The following is a 17,447-nucleotide window of genomic DNA, read 5'->3' on the forward strand; positions in this document are numbered from 1 at the left end:
GATGGCCGCCGCCCGCCCCCTGCCGCGCGCCGCGACCGCGGTCCTCTCCGGCCTCGCCCTCGTGGCGGCCTGGACGCTGGCCTCGACCCTGACCGACGCCCGCGCGCTGCCGCCGCCGTGGGCGGTCGCGGCGGCGATGGCGCGCGAGGCCGCCTCGGGCGACCTCCTCCGCCATCTCGTCGCGACGCTCACCCGCGTCGTCGCCGCCTTCGTGCTGGCGATGGCGGTCGGCAGCGCCGTCGGCTTCGCCATGGGTCGTTCGCGGGCGGTCGACCGCGCCCTCGACGTCTGGCTGGTCGTGCTCCTGAACCTGCCGGCGTTGGTGGTGATCATCCTCGCCTACGTCTGGTTCGGTCTGACCGAGGCCGCCGCCATCGGCGCGGTCGCGGTCAACAAGCTGCCGAACGTCATCGTCACCGTACGCGAGGGCGCGCGCGCGCTCGATCCCGCCCTCGACGAGATGGCGCGGGCGTTCCGACTGCCGCTCCGCCGGCGGCTCGCCGACGTGGTGCTGCCGCAGCTGCGGCCCTATCTGGCGGCGGCGGCACGCTCGGGCCTTTCGCTCGTCTGGAAGATCGTGCTGGTGGTGGAACTGCTCGGCCGGTCCAACGGCGTCGGCTTCCAGCTCTCGATGTTCTTCCAGCTCTTCGACGTCGCCTCGATCCTCGCCTATGCGCTGGCCTTCGTGCTGGTGATGCTGACGATCGAGGTGACGGTGCTGCAACCGATCGAGCAGAGGGCGAACCGCTGGCGTGTCCACCTCCGTTGAACTCCACATCGCCGCCAAGACCTATCGCGGCGGCCGCGGCGGCGCCGTCGAGGCGGTGCGCGACCTCCGCCTCGCCGTGCCGGCCGGCGGCTTCACCGCGCTGATCGGCCCGTCCGGCTGCGGCAAGACCACCAGCCTCCGGATCCTCGCCGGCCTCGACCACGACTTCGAGGGCCGCGTCGCGGTCGCGCCGGGCACCCGCGCCGGCTTCGTGTTCCAGGAACCGCGGCTCCTGCCCTGGCGCACGGTCGACCACAACCTCCGCCTCGGTCTCGACCGTCCCGCCGCCTTCGACACCGCGCCGCTCGTCGCCGAGCTCGGCCTGGAGGGCCTGACCACGCGTTATCCGACCGAGCTCTCGCTCGGCCTCGCCCGCCGCGTCGCGCTCGGACGGGCGCTCGCCATCGAGCCCGACCTGCTGCTGCTCGACGAACCGCTGACCTCGCTCGACGAACTGACCGCGCTGCGGCTGCGCCAGCTCGTGCTCACGATCTGGCGCAGCCGCCGGCCGACGACATTGATGGTCACCCACAACGTCCGCGAGGCGATCCAGCTCGCCGAGCGCATCCTGCTGCTCGCCCCGCGCCCCGGCCGGGTCGTCGCCGAGATCGACCTGCCGGAGCCGCAGGAGACCCGCGACGAGGGCTTCGTCGAACGCGTCCGCGCCGCGCTGATGCGGGACCACCCCGACCTCGTCGCCTGACGCGCACCGGCTCACGCCGGGCTTGCGACGGCGCCCTCCGGTGCCGGGGCGTCGTCGGCCGTGACCGACCGCGGCGCGGCCACGGTCCGGCCGGCGAGGAGCACGACCGCGGAGGGGTCGGCGTCCGGATCGGCGAGCGGGTCGAAGCCGTCGGCGTAGCGGCTCCAGGCGAGCGCCGTCGCCGCCCCGCGCACCCGCGGGATCGCCGCCGTCGCCGTGGCCGTCGCCACCGCCGCGGCGACGGCGAAGGCGAGCAGGTCGCCGGCCCCGGCGAGGCGGATCGCGGCCCACGCGGTCGCGGCGCCGATCAGGAAGGCGGCCCCGCCGGCGGCGAGCGGCACCAGATTGGCGATGCGGCCGTGGTGGAGCGCCTCGCCGCAGGCCGTGCAGCACGGGCCGGCGTCGGTGCGCCCGAGGCGGACGCCGCCGTCGCCGCAGGCGGGGCAGCGTCCGTGCCAGCCGCGTGCGAGCGCGGCGACGACCGGCCGCGGCGGGTGGAAGCCGTTGTCGCGATAAACGACGCGCAGGCCGGCGCCGGGACCGGGTGCGTTCATGCGAGCAGCGCCGCCGGCCGGATCTCGCGGCACGCCGTGGGGCCGCCCGCGGCCGCCAGCGCGGCGACCAGCGCGTCGCAGAACGCGCTCCGCTCGGCCGGCGACAGCGCGTGCGCCAGCACGATCCTCTCGCCGCGCAGCACCAGCGCCAGCGCGCGGCTGCCGTAGTCCGGATCGACGACGTGCTCGACCCGAAGGCCGAACACCGGCAGGCTGCGCGCGGGCGCCTCCCGGCCGCGGCCGTCGCCGCTCGCCAGCACGACGCGGCCCCGCTCCACCACCACCCGTTCCCAGCCGACCCGGCGGGCACGGTGGCCGCCGACGGCGGCGATCAGGAAGATCGCGTCGCCGGCGACGAACACCGCCACCGGCCAGTGGCGCGAGGTCGCGAAGGCGAGCGCGACAACGGTCGCGACCACGACCACGGCGGCGGCGAACAGCAGGAAGGCCCGGCCGTCGAGGGAGCGGTGCGGGGTGATCAGGGCGTCGAGCAGGGGCTGAGCGAGGGGAGGCTCCGGCGCGCGGGCGCCGGCGGTCTCGCCGCAGGGGGCGTGAAGCATCGGGTCGGTCTCGGAAATCGGGCGGTGACGGGCGTGGCGCGCCCGCTCCGTTCCGGAGCCCGGCGGCCGTTCAGCAGGGGGGCGCGGCGACGCCCGGCGGCCCGCGCGGCTGCGCGCGGGGCATGGTGCGGCCGACGGCGGCGGTGGTCGGGGGCGGCGCGTCCCAGCGCGGTTGGCCCGGATCGGGCAGCGCGATGCCGTCCGCCGGCGGCGGCAGGCCGGGTGCGGCGGCGAGCAGGCAGGCCGCGCAGATCGAACCGGCCGCGGCGTGGTCGGATCCGGCCGGCGCGTCGGTGCCGCAGATCGACGGCCGCGAGCCGTCGGGCAGCACGAAGGCGGCCGAGGTCGGATCAGGTCCGACCCGCACCCCGGCGACGGCGTGCGGCGCGAAGCCGACCACGATCGCGGCGAGGAGCTGCAGCGCGGCGAACAGGATCGCGAAGGCGTGGCGGTGGCGGCCGATCGTCATGGAGGCGCGGGCGATCCCGTGCGGTTGGTCCGTGCCGGCCAGCATGCGGGCATCGCCGGGCCGCGGCCTTGATGTCGGTCAAGCCGGCACGGGATTTCGCGACGCGCGCCGCCGGGGCGTGTTCACCCGGCCGCGGTCCGGCGCAGCAGATAGGTGTCCATGATCCAGCCGTTGGCGGCGCGGGCGGCGGTGCGGCGGGCGAGGATCTCGTGGGCGACCTCGGCGAGTGGTCCGGCGACCAGGATCTCGGCGGGCATGCCGAGATAGGCACCCCACCAGATCCGCAGATCCGCGGGATCGAGCGCGCGGAAGGCCGAGGCGCCGTCGAGCATCACCGCGACGGTGTCGGCGTCGGCCGGCCAGCCGCGTTCGGCGAGCCGGCGGCCCGTGGTCACCAGCACCGGCGCGCCGATCTCGGCGAGCGGGATGCGGTGCGCCGCCGTCAGCGCCTGCAGCGCGGTGATGCCGGGGATCACCGTGACGGCGAGGTCGATCGTCGCCTTGAGCCGCCCGGCGATCCGCAGCGTGCTGTCGTAGAGCGCCGGGTCGCCCCAGACCATGGTCGCGACACGGCCGCCGTCCGGCAGCGCCGCCGCGATCGCCGCGCCCCAGGCGGCGGCGACGGCGTCGTGCCAGCGGTCGACGGCGCCGGCGTAGTCGGGATCGTCGGCGGCGCGGCGCGGTACGGCGACCGTCACGATCCTCGTCGCCGGGTTGGTCAGCACGGCCGCGCAGAGCCGCAGCCGTACCGCGGCGAGCTCGCCCTTCTCGGCGCCCTTGTCGGGCACCAGCACCACGTCGGCGCGGTTCAGCGCGGCGATGCCGTCGAGGGTGAGGTGGCCGGGCGCGCCGGCGCCGATGCCGACGAGCGCGAGGTCGATCATGGGAGACGTCCGATCGCGAGGGGAGGGGCGGCCCGGCAGGGCCGCCCCGGTCGTCGCCGAGCCGGTCAGGCCGGCCGGTGCAGGCGGCGGGCGAACAGGTCGCCGTCGGTGAGGCCGCGCAGCGCCTTGGCGGCGGCGAGCACCGCGAGGTCGATCAGTGGCTCGACGACCACCACCAGCATGTAGGACGCCCCGAAGGTCGCCACCGCGACGGCGGTGGTCGCCGAGACGCCCTCGCCGTAGAAGGCCCAGAACGCCACCCAGGCGACGACGCCGCCCTGGTAGGCGGTCGAGAGCGCCAGGACCTGCCGGTAGGCGAGGTCGACGTAGGCCGTGCCGGGCGCGACGATCCGCCTGGCGAGCAGTTCCACCGCGAACAGCGGCACCAGCAGCGTGGTGACGTTCATGCCGTACTGCGGCAGGTCGAAGGGCGCGAAGAACAGGCCCTGGATCGCGAGCCCCGCCGCCAGCCCGACCGCCGCGGCGCCGGCGCCGAACAGCAGCAGCAGTGTCGAGCCGAGGATCAGGTGCACCTCGGAGACCCCGACGGGATGGTGCGGCAGCACCTCGAAAAAGCAGAACACCAGGGCCGAGGCGATGGCGGCCCGGCCGAGGAAGGCCGGCGCGCCGGCCTCGCGCACCGTGTCGGCGGCGAGTTTCAGGGAGAAGCCGCCGGCGGTGGCCGCGGTGGCGTAGCTCAGAATCAGTTTTGCGCCGGTGACGACGCCCGGTTCGATGTGCATGTCGATGCCTCCTGCCGTCTCACCCGACGGCGCGAGGGTTGCGATGGGCCTTGCGGCCGGCTCGACGGCAGGTCTCCTGACTCGCGGGTCCAGGTCGCTCCCCGGCCTTCCCGGGCTGGCGCCCAGTGGCTGTCGGATGGGGAGGCGGCTCGCCGCTCACAGTTGCGGGGGCAGTCGCGGGTTCGGCGCCTGATGGCTACACCTCACCGCGTTCCCTTTTGATCCCTCCGGCCGTCGGGCCCTCGGGAACCGTCGCCGGGACCGTGGCCGCCCGGCGGGGCGGAGTCAAGGCGGGCGAAGGACGCGGGAGAAAGGGCCTGCCCGTCGCCCTGCGTCGCGCGAGCGGACGCGTGCCCCACCCCGGCCCTACGGGCCGACCCTCCCCACGAGGGGGAGGGTAGTCGACCCACTCAGCCCTCCGCCGCGATCAGGTGCAGGAAGCTGCCGGTGACGCGGCCGCGCCGGGAGCCGGTCTCGGGCATGTCGGCGCCGGTGGCGTCGACGAGACGGGCGAGGGGGGCGTCGGGTTCGGCGAGGATGGTGGCGTAGTGGAATTCGTGGCCGCGTAGCCGCGCGCCGGCGTCGTGGCCGGGGATGGGGGCGAGCAGGGTGGCGCGGCGGTAGCCGAGGGTCATCCGGCGGCGGGCGAAACTGGTCTCGAGGCCGAGGAGACCGGCCATCCGGTGCCGTTCGCCGGCGGCGTCGACGAGGCCGGCGCCGAGCGCCATGTAGCCGCCGCACTCGCCGTGGACCGGCCGGGTCTCCGCGAAGGCGACGAGCCCGGCGCGGAAGCGTTCGGCCGCGGCGAGCCGGCCGGCGTGGAGTTCGGGATAGCCTCCGGGCAGCCAGCAGAGCTCGGCGCCGGGGTCCGGGGCCTCGTCGGCGAGCGGGGAGAACGGCAGGATGGTCGCGCCGTCGGCGCGCCAACCGGCGAGGAGATGGGGATAGACGAAGGAGAAGGCGACGTCGGAGGCGAGCGCGATCCGCCCCGCCGGCGCCCGCGGCAGCCTGCCGCCGGTCGGGAAACCGGTGGTCGCGACGGCCCGTGGCAGCGCGCCTGCCAGCTTCGGTGAAGTCGGAAAATCTGTTTTAAAACAGCCGTTTACGTCTCGGTCGGCCGTCGTCGCGGCGACGACGGCGTCGAGGTCGACGTGGGCTGCGACGAGGTCGGCGGCGGCCGTGATCAGGCGCTCGAGGTCGGCGGTCTCGCCGGCCTGGACGAGGCCGAGGTGGCGCTCGGGAACGGCGATGCCGGCGCTCCGCGGGAGGGCGCCGAACACGGGTATCCCCGCCTCGGCGAAGCCGGCGCGGACCAGCGCTTCGTGGCGGGGGCTGGCGACCCGGTTCAGGATCGCGCCGGCGATCCGGACATCGGCACGGAAGCCGGCGAGGCCGCGGGCGGCGGCGGCGGCGGTCTGGGCCTGGCCGGCGGGGTCGACGACCAGCATCACCGGCCAGCCGGTGCGGGCGGATAGGTCGGCGGTGGCGCCGGTGCCCCAGGCGCCCGGAACGGCGACGCCGTCGAAAAGGCCCATCGAGCCCTCGGCGACGACGAGGTCGGCGTCGGCGGCGGTCGCGACCACGGCACCGGCGAGGGCGGCCGGCATCGCCCAGCTGTCGAGGTTGTAGGCCGGGCGGCCGGTGGCGGCGGCGAGGAAGGCGGGGTCGATGTAGTCGGGACCCGACTTGAAGCAGGCGACGGCGAGGCCGCGTCGGTGGAGCGCGCGCGAAAGACCGAGCGTCACCAGCGTCTTGCCGGAACCGGACGCGGCGGCGGCGACGACGAGGCCGGGCGGCGTCACGGCGCCTCCGGGAAACGTGGCGCCGGGCCGGTCGGGCGGAAGCGGCGGTCGTAGTCGCGGGCATAGAGCCGGCTCTCGGCGAAGTCGGTTGCACCGAGGGTGCGCCCGACCAGGATCAGCGCCGTCCGCTCCGGCACGTCGCCGACCGCCGCGACCAGCGCGCCGAGGGGCGAGCGGACGATCCGCTCGTCGGGCCAACTCGCCCGCCAGACCACCGCGGCGGGGCAATCCTCCCCGTAGTGCGGCAGGATGTCGGCGACGACGCGGGCGAGGACGTGGATCGAGAGGTGGATCGCCAGCACCGCGCCGGTGGCGGCGAAGGCGGCGAGCGACTCGCTCGGCGGCATCGCGCTGGCGCGGCCGGAGGTGCGGGTGAGGACGACCGACTGGGCGAGGCCGGGCAGGGTGAGTTCGGCGCCGAGGGCGGCGGCGGCGGCGGAAAAGGAGGGGACGCCGGGGGTGACGGTCCAGGGGATGCCGAGAGCGTCGAGACGGCGGGTCTGTTCGCCGAGGGCCGACCAGATGGAGAGATCCCCTGAGTGAAGACGTGAAACGTCGAGATTGTCGCGGTGAGCCTCGGCCAGAACCGCGACGATCTCGTCGAGCGAGAGCGGCGCCGAATCGATCATCCGGACGCCCGGCGGACAATAAGCGAGGATCGCCGGCGGGATCAGCGAGCCGGCGTAGAGGCAGACCGGCGAGGCCGCGATCAGGTCGCGGCCTCGCAGGGTCAGGAGGTCGGGGGCGCCGGGACCGGCGCCGATGAAATGAACCGTCATGTCAGGGACTTACCTATGGCGAGGGCGGCGACGGCGAGGCCGTCGGGGGCGGCGGCGCGGGCGCCGGCGAGGCGCGAACCGGGGCCGGCGGCGGCGAGCGCGGCGGCCTCGGCGACGCTGCGGCGGCCATAGCGGGCGGGGACGGCGGGGCGCTCGGCGGCGCCGGTCGAGGCTGATATCACCGCCGCGGACACCGCGACGACCGGCCGGCCGAGGGCGGCGGCGAAGGCGAGGAGGGCGGGATGGCCGGCCTTGTCCGCGGCGGTGGCGAGACGGTCGACGGCGGCGAGATCGGGACCGGCGGCGGCCTTCGCGGCGGCGGCGAGCGAGGCCGCGGTGGCGGCGGGGCGGAAGCCGAGGCCCAGCACGATCATAGGGTTACGCTCCACTGCACGATCGGGCGGGCCGGCACGAAGCCGCGCATCCGCCCGAGCGGGGCGGCCTCGGCGAGGTCGATCCGGGTCAGACGGCCGCCGTGGCGGGCGTGGCCGTCGACGACGAGCCGTTCGGTTTCCAGCGTCACCGCGTTGACAACCAATCGACAACCTGATGTCGACCGGGCGACCACCCGCGCGATCAGCGCGTCGTCGGCGCCGCCGCCGACGAAGACGGCGTCGGGTGGCGGCAGACGATCGAGCACGTCCCCGGTGCTTCCCTCGACCACGCGCACGGATCTCCCCACCCCGAGGACGTCGGCGTTGCGGCGGGCGACGGCGGCGCGGTCGGGTCGGCGCTCGACGGCGCTGGCGGTGCCGCCGGCGAGGCACCACTCGATCGCGACCGACCCGGAGCCGGTTCCGAGGTCCCAGAGGTGTTCGCCGGGTCGGGGGGCGAGGGCGGCGAGGGTGAGGGCGCGGACGGCGGCGCGGGTGATCTGGCCGTCGTGCTCGAAGAGGTCGTCGGGCCGGCCGGGCACCGCCGACAGTCCCGGCCCACCGGCGACCTCGACCGCCACCGCGACCGGGGCGGCGACGTCCGGCAGCGGAGGGGCGTCGGCGGTGGTGGAGCGGACGCGTTCGTGCGGGCCGCCGAGGCGTTCGAGCACGACGAGGCGGGAGGCCCCGAAGCCGCGGGCGGCGAGGAAGGCGGCGAGGCCTCCGACCGCGGCGGCGTCGGCGACGAGGCAGAGGAGGCGGGCGCCGCGGTGGAGGACGGGCAGGGCGGTCTCGAACGGGGTGGCGTGGAGGCCGAGGCAGCGGGTGGTCTCGAGCCGCCAGCCGAGCCGGGCGGCGGCGAGCGCGAAGGTGGACGGGGCCGGCAGGGCGGTCCACTCGGCGCGGTCGAGGCGCTCGGCGAGGACGGCGCCGGCGCCGAACCAGAACGGATCGCCGGAGGCGAGCACCGCGGTGAGCCGGCCGCGGACGGCGAGCACCGGGGCGACGTCGAAAGGCACCGGCCAGGGCCGGGCGCGGTCGGCGGCGATGCCGAGGAGGGCGAGGTGGCGCCGGCCGCCGAACACGATCTCGGCGGCCGCGACGGCGGCGCGGCTTGCGGGCGGCAGCCCGTCCGGGCCATCTTCGCCGACACCGACAACGACGAGCCAGGGTTCAGAGGCCATGCGCGTGCTCCTTCTCGGCGGCACGGCGGAGGCCGGACGGATCGCGGCGGCGCTCGCCGCGGCGGGGATCCCCGCGGTCTACTCCTACGCCGGCCGCACCGCGGCGCCGAAGCCGCAGCCGCTGCCGACCCGGGTCGGCGGCTTCGGCGGTGCCGACGGCCTCGCGGATTTCCTGGCGGCCGGCGGGTTCAGCCATCTCGTCGACGCCACCCATCCCTTCGCCGCCGAGATCAGCCGTAACGCCGTCGCCGCGGCCGGGCGCGCCGGCGTCGACCTCCTCGCCTACGAGCGACCGGCCTGGACCGCCGGTCCCGGCGACGACTGGACGGCCGTGCCCAACCTCGCCGCCGCCGCGGCGGTGCTGGCCACGGGCGGGACGGTATTCCTGGCGATCGGCCGGCAGGGGCTCGACGCCTTCGCCGGCCTTGCCGGCCGGCGCTGGCTGCTCCGCCTCGTCGATCCCGTCGAGCGGCCGCCACTTGAGAATGCCGCCGTTGTGGTCGACCGCGGGCCGTTCACGGTCGAGGGCGACCGCGCGCTGATGCGCGCGCACGGCGTCACCCTGGTGGTCGCCAAGAACGCCGGCGGCGCCGCGGCCGAGGCCAAGCTGGTCGCCGCCCGCGACCTCGGCATCCCCGTGGTGATGGTGGAACGGCCGGTGCTGCCGGCGCGGACCGTGGTGGCGACGGTCGGCGACCTGATGGCGCGGCTCGGTCATCCGCGCGCCCCCGGGGACGCGGAGCGCGGCGTGTAGACGTGGCGCCCGACCCGGCGGGTCGTCGACGAGCCGACCAGCACGACGGTGCGCATGTCGGCCATCTCTGCCGTGGCCTCGCCGAGGGTGACGGTGGCGATCGCCTCGTCGGGGGTCGAGACCGCGCGGGCGAAGACGACGAGGCGGTCGGTGCCGCAGGTCTCGCGCAGGATGTCGAGCACGCGGGCGAACTGGCCGGGACGCGCCTTGGAGCGCGGATTGTAGAGCGCCATGGCGAAGTCGGCGGCGGCGGCGGCGCGCAGGCGCGCCTCGACCACGGCGAAGGGCTTGAGGTTGTCGGAGAGGTTGACGGCGCAGAAGTCGTGGCCGAGCGGCGCTCCGGCGCGGGCGGCGGCGGCGAGCATGGCGGTGACGCCGGGGAGCACCGCGACGTCGACGGCGCCCGGGTCGGGAAGCTCCGCCATCGCCTCGAACACCGCGGCGGCCATGGCGAAGACGCCGGGATCGCCGGAGGACACCACCACCACCGAGCGGCCGGCGCGGGCGAGGTCGAGGGCGTGGCGGGCGCGGGCGATCTCCTCGCGGTTGTCCGAGGCGTGGACCACTAGGCCGGGCCGCGGCGCGACGCGGACGACATAGGGGCCGTAGCCGACGAGGTCGGTGGCGGCGGCGAGCGCGGCGTCGACCTCGGGCGTGACGAGGCCGGGGGCGCCGGGGCCGAGCCCGGCGACGACGAGGCGGCCGCTCATTCCGGCAGCTCCGGGCGGCGGCCGTCGCCGTGGACGACGACGGTCGCGAAATAGGGGCAGTCCTCGATCTCCGCCTCGGCGAGCCGGGCGACCCGCTCGCCCGGCATCGTGCCGCGCACGACCAGCCAGGCGCGATCGAGCCGGCCGGCGGCGGCGAGGGCGCGGCGGATCTTCGCAAGGTTGCGGCCGACCTTCATGACGACGAGCGCGTCGGCGGCGGCCATGTGGCGGGAAAGGTCGGTCTCGGCCATGGTGCCGGCGAGCACGGTGAGGACGTCGTCGCCCCAGGTGACCGGGACGCCGGTCGCGGTCCAGCAGCCGGCCATGCCCGGGATGCCCGGGATCACCTCGATCTCGGCGCGGCCCTGCAGGCGCAGGTGCAGGTGCATGAAGGAGCCGTAGAAGAACGGGTCGCCCTCGCAGAGCACGACGACGTCCCGGGTCTCGGCGAGCGCGGCGAGGCGGTCGGCCCAATGATCGTAGAAGGAGGCGAGCAGGCGGCGGTAGTCCGGTCCGTCGAAGGGCAGTTCGGTGGTGACCGGGTATTCCATCGCATATTCGGTGGTGCCGGGGGCGACGAGGCCGTCGACGATGCGGCGGGCCTGTCCGGGCCGGCCGGCCTTGCGGAAATAGGCGAGATGGCGGGCACGGCGGACGGCGCGGTCCGCCTTGACGCTGAGGAGGTCGGGGTCGCCAGGCCCGAGTCCGGCGCAGACGATGCGGCCCATCAAATCTCCCTCCGGCAGGCGATGGCGTTGACGGCGGCGACCGCGACCGCCGAGCCGCCGAGCCGGCCGCGGACGGCGAGGGCGGGGGCCGGCGGGGCGGCGAGCAGCTCGTCCTTGGATTCGGCGGCGCCGACGAAACCGACCGGGCAGCCGACGATCGCGGCGGGCTTGGGCGCGCCGGGTTCGGCGAGGATGTCGAGCAGGCGGTAGAGGGCGGTCGGGGCGTTGCCGATCGCCACCACGGCGCCGGCGAGATGCGGACGCCAGAGCTCGACGGCGGCGGCCGAGCGGGTGTCGCCGAGGCTCGCGGCGAGGGCGGGCACGGCCGGATCGTGGAGCGTGCAGATCACCGGGTTGTCGGCGGGCAGGCGGGCGCGGGTGATCCCCTCGGCGACCATGCGGGCGTCGCAGAGGATCGGCGCGCCGGCCTCGAGCGCGGCGCGGGCCGCCGTCACCATCCCGGGGGTGAAGGCCACCGCCGCCTCGAGGCCGACGAGGCCGGCGGCGTGGATCATGCGGACGACGACGGGCTCCTCGTCGGCGTCGAAGCGCGCGAGATCCGCCTCGGCGCGGATGATGGCGAAGGAGCGGCGGTAGATCGCCGCGCCGTCGGTTTCGTAGCGGCGGGTCAGGACACGAGCTCCCGGAAAAAGGTGGGATCGGCGAGGCGGGCGGCGGGGAGGCCACGGGCGACCGGGGGATCGCCGGGCCGGCCGTCGCGGACGACGTCCCAGCCGGCGGCGGTCGCGACCAGGACGACGTCGGCGGGGCCGGCGAGGGCACAGCCCTTGGTGCAGCCGGAGACGTGCAGCCGCGTGCGCGGCGGGACGAGCCCGGCGAGGCGGCGGGCGAGGTCGCGGGTGGTACCCTTCGCCTGCTGGCAGTCCGGCGCGCCGCTGCAGGCGGCGACGGCGAGCAGCGGGTCGTCGGCGAGGAGGAGGTCGGGGCGGTCTGGCGGCGCGGCGGCGGTCTCGACCAGCAGCATCCGCCAGGGGGTGACGCGGACGTCGCCGAGGGCGGCGAGGACGGCGAGGTCGGCGGCCGAGGCGGCGCCGAAGGCGAAGCCGACGAGACGGCCGCCGTCGGCGGGACTCGGAACCGGCGGCGGCGCGGCGGCGGCGGGCAAGGCGTCGCCGGCGAGGGCGGCCGGCGGGCGGACGCCGCGGCCGACGAGATCGGCCATGCGGCCGCGGCCCGCGACCATGCCGCCGGCGACCGAGAACCAGCGGGCGAGGCCGAAGACGAACGCGATCGCCGCGTCCGGGCCGACGGCGACGCCGCGGTCGAGGCCGTCGGCGCGCACCAGCAGGCCGCCGTCGGCGGCGCGCTCGATCCGGATGTCGGCGGGGACGTCGGCGAGGCGGCGGACCGGTCCGGTGTCGACGGCGAAGCCGAACTTCGCCGGCAGCGGCGGCAGGTCGCCGAGGCGGGCGTCGAGGGCGGCGGCGAGGGCCGCGGTCTCGCCGGCCATGTCCGGAAAGGGCGTCACCACCACGTTGCGGCGGCGCTCGGCGGCCTCGTCGGCGTCGAGCAGGCCGTGGGCGGAAAGCGCGGCGAGGAGGGCGGGATGGTCGTCGTCGGCGACGCCGCGGATCTGCAGGTTGGCACGGCCGGTGAGGTCGATCCGGCCGCTGCCGAAGCGGGCGGCGGCGTCGGCGAGGCCGGCGAGCTGCGCGCCCGAGAGGCGGCCGAGCCGCGGGCGGACGCGGACGACGAGGCCGTCGCCGGAGCGCATCGGCCGGTGGGCGCCGGGGCACCAGCCGCGGACGAGCGGGTCGGTCACGGCGCGAATCCGGGTTCGAGGATGGCCGCGACCCGGTTGCGGCGGGTGGTCCAGAGGCCGGCGGCGCGGAGGCGGCGGAACAGCGCGGCGAGGGCGGCGTGGCCGGCCGCGTTCTCGCGGGCGAGGAAGGCGGCGACGGCGTCGTCGCCGAGGGTGGCGTCGAAGACGCGGTCGAAGAGGTGGGCGGGGACGGCGTCGGCGAGATGGGCGAAGGCGGCGAGGTGCTCGACGGTGGCGACGATCTCGGCGGCGCCGCGGAAGCCGTGGCGCATCATGCCGGCGATCCAGCCGGGAGCGGTGGCGCGGGCGCGGACGATGCGGGCGATCTCCTCGGGCAGGGCGCGCACGCGCGGATCGTCGGCCCGCGTGACGTCGAGGTGCCAGAGCCGCGCCGGCGAGAGGCCGAGGACGGCGCGGGCGGCGGCGAAGCCGCCGGTGTGGGCGGCGTGGTCGGCGGCGAGCAGGATGTCCGTCTCGGTGAGGTCGTGGGCGTGGACGAAGGCGTCGGCGCCGGCGAGGCGGGCGGCGAGGCCGGCGGGGTCGGGCCGGCTGTCGCCGTCGAGGCCGATCGCGTGGGACGAGGCGGCGAGCCAGGCGCGGCCGGCGCGGTCGCGGGCCTCGGGCGACAGGTCGGCGCCGGGGTCGAGGCCGACGCCGTAGCGGCCGGGGGCGGGAGCGAAGACGCGGGGGGCACGGCGGCGATAGGGGTTGTCGCCGTCGGCCTCGTCGCGGCCGGCGAGGAGGTCCGCGCCGAGCTCGAACAGCTGGGCGAGGCCGGGGAAGATGTCGCGGAAGAGGCCGGAGACGCGCAGCGTCACGTCGATCCGCGGCCGGCCGATGAGGGCCGGCGCGACCGTCTCGACGCCGGTGACGCGGCCGGTGCCGTGGTCCCAGACCGGCCGCAGGCCGGCGAGGTGGAGGGCCATGGCGAAGTCCTCGCCAGCGGTGCGCATGGTCGAGGAGCCCCAGAGGTCGACGACGACCGAGCGCGGCAGCTCGCCCTCGTCCTGGAGGTGGCGGCGGACCAGTTCCTCGGCGAGGCGGATTCCCTGCGCATGGGCGGCCGGCGTCGGTACCGCGCGCGGGTCGACGGCGTAGAGGTTGCGGCCGGTCGGCAGCACGTCGGTCCGGCCGCGATGGGGCGATCCGGACGGGCCGGCCGCGACCGGGCGGCCGGTGAGGGCGGCGAGGAGGCCGTCGCGCTCCTCGCGGCCGCACGCGCCGCGGCCGTAGACGTGCAGGCCGTCGCCGTAGCGGCTCTCCTTGAGGTCGCAGACGAAGCGGTCGATCGCCGGCAGCGCCTCGGCCGGCGCGGCGTCGGGGGCGAGGGCTAGGTCGGCGGCGACGCCGGTCGCCTCGGCCTCGGCGCGGATGGCGGCGATCAGGCGATCGCGGCGGGCGGGGTCGAGGCCGTCGGCGGTCGACCACTCGTCGAGCAGACGTTCGAGCGCCGCGAGGTCGGCCGGCAGCGCGGCGTCGGCGAGCGGCGGCGGCAGGTGGCCGAGGGTGACGGCGCCGATCCGCCGGCGCGCCTGGGCGGCCTCGCCGGGATCGTTGACGACGAAGGGATAGACCACCGGCAGCGCCCCGACGAGCAACTCTGGCCAGCAGTCCGGCCCGAGCGCGACCGCCTTGCCGGGCAGCCATTCCAGCGTGCCGTGGGCGCCCATGTGGACGAGGGCGTCGGTGCCGCGGGCGGCGAGCCAGAGGTGGAAGGCGACGTAGCCGTGGCGGGGCGGGCGGGCGAGGTCGTGGTAGTCGGCGGCGCGCGAGGCGGGGGCGCCGCGCTCGGGCTGGAGCGCGACGAGCACGTCGCCGCGCGTCGTGGCGGCGAAGCGGAAGGCGCCGTCGGCGACGGCGGGATCGGCCGCGGGATCGCCCCAGGCGGCGGCGAGGGCGGCGCGGGCGGCCTCCGGCAGGCCGGCGAGGGTGGCCTCGTAGGCGGCGACGGGCCATGTCCCCGTGCGCGCCGAGAGGTCGGCGACGAGGTCGCCGGCCGGGGCGGTGCGATGGCCGGCGGCGGCGAGGTCCTCGAGGACAGCGGCGGCGGAGGCGAGGGCGTCGAGGCCGACGGCGTGGGCGACGAGGTGCTGCCGGCCGGGGTAGGTCGAGAGCACCAGCGCGATCCGGCGCGCCGCGGCCGGCGTGGCGGCGAGGCGGCGGCGGGCGGCGATCCGGTCGGCGATCGCGGCGATCCGACCGGGATCGGGGCGGTGGACGAAGCGGGAATACTGGGTGTCGGGGTCGCGCGCGGTCGGCGCCTTGAAGCTGGCGACACCGGCGAAGATCCGGCCGTCGACCTCGGGCAGCACCACGTGCATGGCGAGGTCGGCCGGCGACAGGCCGCGCGTCGACGCCGCCCAGTCGCGCCGGCGGGCCGTCGACAGCGCGACCTGGAACACCGGTGCCCCGAGGCCGTCGAAGGGCGTGGCGCCGTCGTCGCCGCGGGCGGAGAAGGCGGTGGCCGAGACGATCGCCGCGACCGGCCTGCCGGCGAGCCGGGTGCGGACGAAGCCGGCGGCGGCGGGGTCCTTGAGCGAGGTCACGAACAGGCCGTGGGCGGCGAAGCCGCGCGCTTCGAGGGCGGCGAGGAGGGCGTCGACCGGGGCGGTGTCGGCGGCGAGGAGATAGGAGCGGTAGAACACCACCACCGCCTCCGGCCGGCCGTCCGGGGCCGGAGGTTCGGCGAGCGCGCCGGCGCCGGGCCGGTAGAAGCCGGCGGCGGGCAGCGGTTCGGGATCGGCCGCGTCGGCAGGCGGTGCGGCGGCGAGCCCGGCGGCGGCGGCGAGTTCGGCGAGGGCGCGCGCGGCGGCGTCGGGCCCACCGTGGTCGAGGAGGGCGGCGAGACGGCGCAGCACGGGCACCGGCAGGGTCGAGGCGGCGTCGAGGGCCGCGTCCGGCCGGCCGTCGCCGGGCAGCACGGCGACGACGGGTCCGCCGGCGCGGGCGAGGGCGGCGAGGGCGTCGAGTCCGTGTCGCCAAGCCCCGGCGCCGCCGACGAGGCGGACCAGCACGGCCCTGGCGCCGGCGAGGGTGCGCTCGGCGTAGAGGTCGACCGCGAGCGGGTGGCGCAGCGCCTCCAGGCTGGCGAGCCGGAGCGTCGGCAGGCTCCCGCGCATGGCCCGCCAGCCCGCGGCGAGGGCGCCGAGGTCGCTGTCGGAGAAGGACAGCGCGACGAGGTCCGCCGGGTCCTGGGCGGGGTCGTGCGGCACCGCGGTCTCGCCGAGACCACGGCTTTCGCGGACGACGACGTGCATCAGGCGCCGAGCACGGCGCGGACGGCGGCGGGGTCGAGGTCGCCGGTCTCGGCGATCACCACCAGCCGCGAGATGCGCGGGTCCGCGCCCCACGGCCGGTCGTAGTGGTGGCGGACGCGCGCGCCGACCGCCTGGACCAGCAGCCGCATCGGCTTGCCGGCGACGGCGACGTGGCCCTTGACGCGGAGCACGCCCTGTTCGCGGGCGAGCCGGCGGATCCTCTCGGCGAGGGCGGCGGGATCGTCGATCTCGGCGAGATCGACCACGGTGGTGGCGAAGTCGTCGTGCTCGTGGTCGTCGGCGCCGTCGTGGTGCGACGGGCGGGCGGCGAGGTCGTCCTCGGCGGCGGCGGAGAGGCCGAGCAGCAGGCGCGGGTCGGCGCGGCCCTCCTCGACCACCAGCACCGGCAGCGGCCGCGGCGCGAGGGCGGCGACCGCGGCGCGGGCGGCGGCGAGGCCGGCCGCGCCGGCGAGGTCGGGCTTGGTCAGGAGCACCACGTCGGCGGCGGCGATCTGGTCCTCGAACACCTCGGCGAGCGGGGCGTCGTGGTCGGGACCGGCGGCGCCGGCGCCGGCGTCGGGGGCGAAGCGGCCGGCGGCGACCGCCTCGGCGTCGGCGACCGCGACCACCGCGTCGACGGTGACGCGCGAGCGCACGGCCGGCCAGTCGAACGCCTTCAGGAGCGGCTTCGGCAGTGCGAGGCCGGAGGTCTCGATCAGGATGTGGTCGGGCCTGACCGGGCGGGCGAGCAGCGCCTCCATGGTCGGCAGGAACTCGTCGGCGACGGTGCAACAGAGGCAGCCGTTGGCGAGCTCGACGATGTTCTCGGCCGGGCAGAGGTCGTCGGCGCAGTCCCTCAGGATGGCGCCGTCGACGCCGACGGCGCCGAACTCGTTGACGAGCACGGCGAGCCGGCGGCCGCCGGGATTGGCGAGGAGGTGGCGGATCAGCGTGGTCTTGCCGGCGCCGAGGAAGCCGGTGACGACGGTGACGGGGATCTTGGAAAGATCGGTCACGGCGCGGGGATCTCCGGCGGCGGGATGCGGGCGATGGACTGCTTGCGGAAGATCTCGGGCCGCTCGCGCCAGGGCACGAGGCCGTCGGCGGTGGCGGCGTGGCGCGCGGCGCCGTCGAGGATGGCGGCGGCGTCGGCCTCGCCGAGCCGGCCGTAGACGTAGGTCCAGCGTCCCGGTCCGGCGAGCGCGACGGCGCAGCCGGTGGAACAGGCGGACAGGCATTCGACCGGGACGACGCGGACGCCCGGCGGCGCGGGCAGCGCGGCGAGCGCCGCCGCCAGCCGTTTGCCGGGGCGCGCGCGATCCTCGCCGGGCGGCTCGCCGGCCCGGCACGTGACGCAGACGTAGAGCGTGGTTCCCACGGCTCGCCTCTTCGCT

Annotated in this window: 19 protein-coding genes and 1 riboswitch; of the genes, 3 read left to right on the forward strand and 16 right to left on the reverse strand. The window is 76.8% G+C overall.

Annotated features, from left to right (window positions below):
- Position 1: 1 nt before the first annotated feature.
- A complete protein-coding gene (locus EDD54_RS11645; protein WP_126541331.1) occupies positions 2–769 on the forward strand; it encodes an ABC transporter permease in 768 nt (255 codons plus the stop codon).
- Entirely contained in the window at positions 753–1,472 is a 720-nt protein-coding gene (locus EDD54_RS11650) for an ABC transporter ATP-binding protein (RefSeq protein ID WP_126541332.1), read from the forward strand. The genes EDD54_RS11645 and EDD54_RS11650 overlap by 17 nt, the downstream gene beginning before the upstream one ends.
- A gap of 11 nt (positions 1,473–1,483) precedes the next feature.
- On the opposite strand, the gene EDD54_RS11655 is transcribed toward EDD54_RS11650, so the two are convergent.
- From EDD54_RS11655 to cbiE, 9 genes are all read right to left on the reverse strand, one after another.
- Positions 1,484–2,026: a DUF983 domain-containing protein gene (locus tag EDD54_RS11655; RefSeq protein ID WP_126541333.1), complete on the reverse strand. Its 543-nt coding sequence runs from the start codon at positions 2,024–2,026 to the stop codon at positions 1,484–1,486.
- Positions 2,023–2,586 carry a DUF2244 domain-containing protein gene (locus EDD54_RS11660; RefSeq protein WP_126541334.1) on the reverse strand — a complete coding sequence of 188 codons (564 nt, stop codon included), beginning with the start codon at positions 2,584–2,586 and terminating at the stop codon, positions 2,023–2,025. The genes EDD54_RS11655 and EDD54_RS11660 overlap by 4 nt, the downstream gene beginning before the upstream one ends.
- Before the next feature lie 70 nt (positions 2,587–2,656).
- Positions 2,657–3,100, reverse strand: a complete 444-nt coding sequence (locus EDD54_RS11665) for a hypothetical protein (RefSeq protein WP_126541335.1) — start codon at positions 3,098–3,100, stop codon at positions 2,657–2,659.
- 77 nt (positions 3,101–3,177) lie between these two features.
- Entirely contained in the window at positions 3,178–3,939 is a 762-nt protein-coding gene (gene cobF, locus EDD54_RS11670; RefSeq protein WP_126541336.1) for a precorrin-6A synthase (deacetylating), read from the reverse strand.
- A gap of 65 nt (positions 3,940–4,004) precedes the next feature.
- Entirely contained in the window at positions 4,005–4,682 is a 678-nt protein-coding gene (locus EDD54_RS11675; RefSeq protein WP_126541337.1) for an energy-coupling factor ABC transporter permease, read from the reverse strand.
- Positions 4,683–4,744: 62 nt separating this feature from the next.
- Positions 4,745–4,937: riboswitch (cobalamin riboswitch) on the reverse strand.
- Positions 4,938–5,092: 155 nt separating this feature from the next.
- Positions 5,093–6,484: a cobyrinic acid a,c-diamide synthase CobB gene (locus EDD54_RS11680; protein WP_126541338.1), complete on the reverse strand. Its 1,392-nt coding sequence runs from the start codon at positions 6,482–6,484 to the stop codon at positions 5,093–5,095.
- The gene (cobM, locus tag EDD54_RS11685) at positions 6,481–7,263 is read right to left on the reverse strand and encodes a precorrin-4 C(11)-methyltransferase (protein ID WP_126541339.1); all 783 of its coding nucleotides are present in this window, start codon (positions 7,261–7,263) and stop codon (positions 6,481–6,483) included. Before cobM ends, EDD54_RS11680 begins: the two co-directional genes overlap by 4 nt.
- A complete protein-coding gene (locus EDD54_RS11690; protein ID WP_126541340.1) occupies positions 7,260–7,637 on the reverse strand; it encodes a cobalamin biosynthesis protein in 378 nt (125 codons plus the stop codon). Before EDD54_RS11690 ends, cobM begins: the two co-directional genes overlap by 4 nt.
- Positions 7,634–8,821, reverse strand: a complete 1,188-nt coding sequence (gene cbiE, locus EDD54_RS11695) for a precorrin-6y C5,15-methyltransferase (decarboxylating) subunit CbiE (RefSeq protein WP_126541341.1) — start codon at positions 8,819–8,821, stop codon at positions 7,634–7,636. Before cbiE ends, EDD54_RS11690 begins: the two co-directional genes overlap by 4 nt.
- Here cbiE and EDD54_RS11700 point away from each other — a divergent pair.
- Positions 8,820–9,575 carry a cobalt-precorrin-6A reductase gene (locus tag EDD54_RS11700; protein WP_126541342.1) on the forward strand — a complete coding sequence of 252 codons (756 nt, stop codon included), beginning with the start codon at positions 8,820–8,822 and terminating at the stop codon, positions 9,573–9,575. The two genes, cbiE and EDD54_RS11700, sit on opposite strands and share 2 nt — an antisense overlap.
- Here the strand turns inward: EDD54_RS11700 and cobJ are convergent.
- Genes cobJ through EDD54_RS11735 form a run of 7 tightly spaced genes read right to left on the reverse strand, consistent with a single transcriptional unit; the run spans position 9,536 to position 17,431 of the window.
- Entirely contained in the window at positions 9,536–10,285 is a 750-nt protein-coding gene (gene cobJ / locus EDD54_RS11705; RefSeq protein WP_126541343.1) for a precorrin-3B C(17)-methyltransferase, read from the reverse strand. The genes EDD54_RS11700 and cobJ overlap by 40 nt on opposite strands.
- Positions 10,282–11,013: a precorrin-2 C(20)-methyltransferase gene (locus tag EDD54_RS11710; protein WP_165644849.1), complete on the reverse strand. Its 732-nt coding sequence runs from the start codon at positions 11,011–11,013 to the stop codon at positions 10,282–10,284. The genes cobJ and EDD54_RS11710 overlap by 4 nt, the downstream gene beginning before the upstream one ends.
- Positions 11,013–11,645: a precorrin-8X methylmutase gene (locus EDD54_RS11715; protein ID WP_126541958.1), complete on the reverse strand. Its 633-nt coding sequence runs from the start codon at positions 11,643–11,645 to the stop codon at positions 11,013–11,015. The genes EDD54_RS11710 and EDD54_RS11715 overlap by 1 nt, the downstream gene beginning before the upstream one ends.
- Positions 11,642–12,796, reverse strand: coding sequence for a precorrin-3B synthase (locus tag EDD54_RS11720; protein WP_126541345.1), 1,155 nt, complete (start codon positions 12,794–12,796; stop codon positions 11,642–11,644). Before EDD54_RS11720 ends, EDD54_RS11715 begins: the two co-directional genes overlap by 4 nt.
- Positions 12,793–16,053, reverse strand: coding sequence for a cobaltochelatase subunit CobN (gene cobN / locus EDD54_RS11725; RefSeq protein ID WP_126541346.1), 3,261 nt, complete (start codon positions 16,051–16,053; stop codon positions 12,793–12,795). Before cobN ends, EDD54_RS11720 begins: the two co-directional genes overlap by 4 nt.
- Positions 16,053–17,069, reverse strand: a complete 1,017-nt coding sequence (gene cobW / locus EDD54_RS11730) for a cobalamin biosynthesis protein CobW (protein ID WP_126541347.1) — start codon at positions 17,067–17,069, stop codon at positions 16,053–16,055. The genes cobN and cobW overlap by 1 nt, the downstream gene beginning before the upstream one ends.
- Complete coding sequence (locus EDD54_RS11735; RefSeq protein ID WP_126541348.1) at positions 17,066–17,431, reverse strand: DUF1636 family protein; 366 nt, start codon at positions 17,429–17,431, stop codon at positions 17,066–17,068. The genes cobW and EDD54_RS11735 overlap by 4 nt, the downstream gene beginning before the upstream one ends.
- Positions 17,432–17,447 lie beyond the last annotated feature (16 nt).

This window comes from Oharaeibacter diazotrophicus, assembly GCF_004362745.1.
GTDB lineage: Bacteria > Pseudomonadota > Alphaproteobacteria > Rhizobiales > Pleomorphomonadaceae > Oharaeibacter > Oharaeibacter diazotrophicus.

Coding starts and splice junctions, on each gene's coding strand:
- EDD54_RS11645 (WP_126541331.1), top strand. CDS start 2: ATGGCCGCCGCCCGCCCCCTGCCGCGCGCCGCGACCGCGGTCCTCTCC.
- EDD54_RS11655 (WP_126541333.1), bottom strand. CDS start 2,026: ATGAACGCACCCGGTCCCGGCGCCGGCCTGCGCGTCGTTTATCGCGAC.
- EDD54_RS11660 (WP_126541334.1), bottom strand. CDS start 2,586: ATGCTTCACGCCCCCTGCGGCGAGACCGCCGGCGCCCGCGCGCCGGAG.
- EDD54_RS11665 (WP_126541335.1), bottom strand. CDS start 3,100: ATGCTGGCCGGCACGGACCAACCGCACGGGATCGCCCGCGCCTCCATG.
- cobF (WP_126541336.1), bottom strand. CDS start 3,939: ATGATCGACCTCGCGCTCGTCGGCATCGGCGCCGGCGCGCCCGGCCAC.
- EDD54_RS11675 (WP_126541337.1), bottom strand. CDS start 4,682: ATGCACATCGAACCGGGCGTCGTCACCGGCGCAAAACTGATTCTGAGC.
- cobM (WP_126541339.1), bottom strand. CDS start 7,263: ATGACGGTTCATTTCATCGGCGCCGGTCCCGGCGCCCCCGACCTCCTG.
- EDD54_RS11690 (WP_126541340.1), bottom strand. CDS start 7,637: ATGATCGTGCTGGGCCTCGGCTTCCGCCCCGCCGCCACCGCGGCCTCG.
- EDD54_RS11700 (WP_126541342.1), top strand. CDS start 8,820: ATGCGCGTGCTCCTTCTCGGCGGCACGGCGGAGGCCGGACGGATCGCG.
- cbiE (WP_126541341.1), bottom strand. CDS start 8,821: ATGGCCTCTGAACCCTGGCTCGTCGTTGTCGGTGTCGGCGAAGATGGC.
- cobJ (WP_126541343.1), bottom strand. CDS start 10,285: ATGAGCGGCCGCCTCGTCGTCGCCGGGCTCGGCCCCGGCGCCCCCGGC.
- EDD54_RS11710 (WP_165644849.1), bottom strand. CDS start 11,013: ATGGGCCGCATCGTCTGCGCCGGACTCGGGCCTGGCGACCCCGACCTC.
- cobN (WP_126541346.1), bottom strand. CDS start 16,053: ATGCACGTCGTCGTCCGCGAAAGCCGTGGTCTCGGCGAGACCGCGGTG.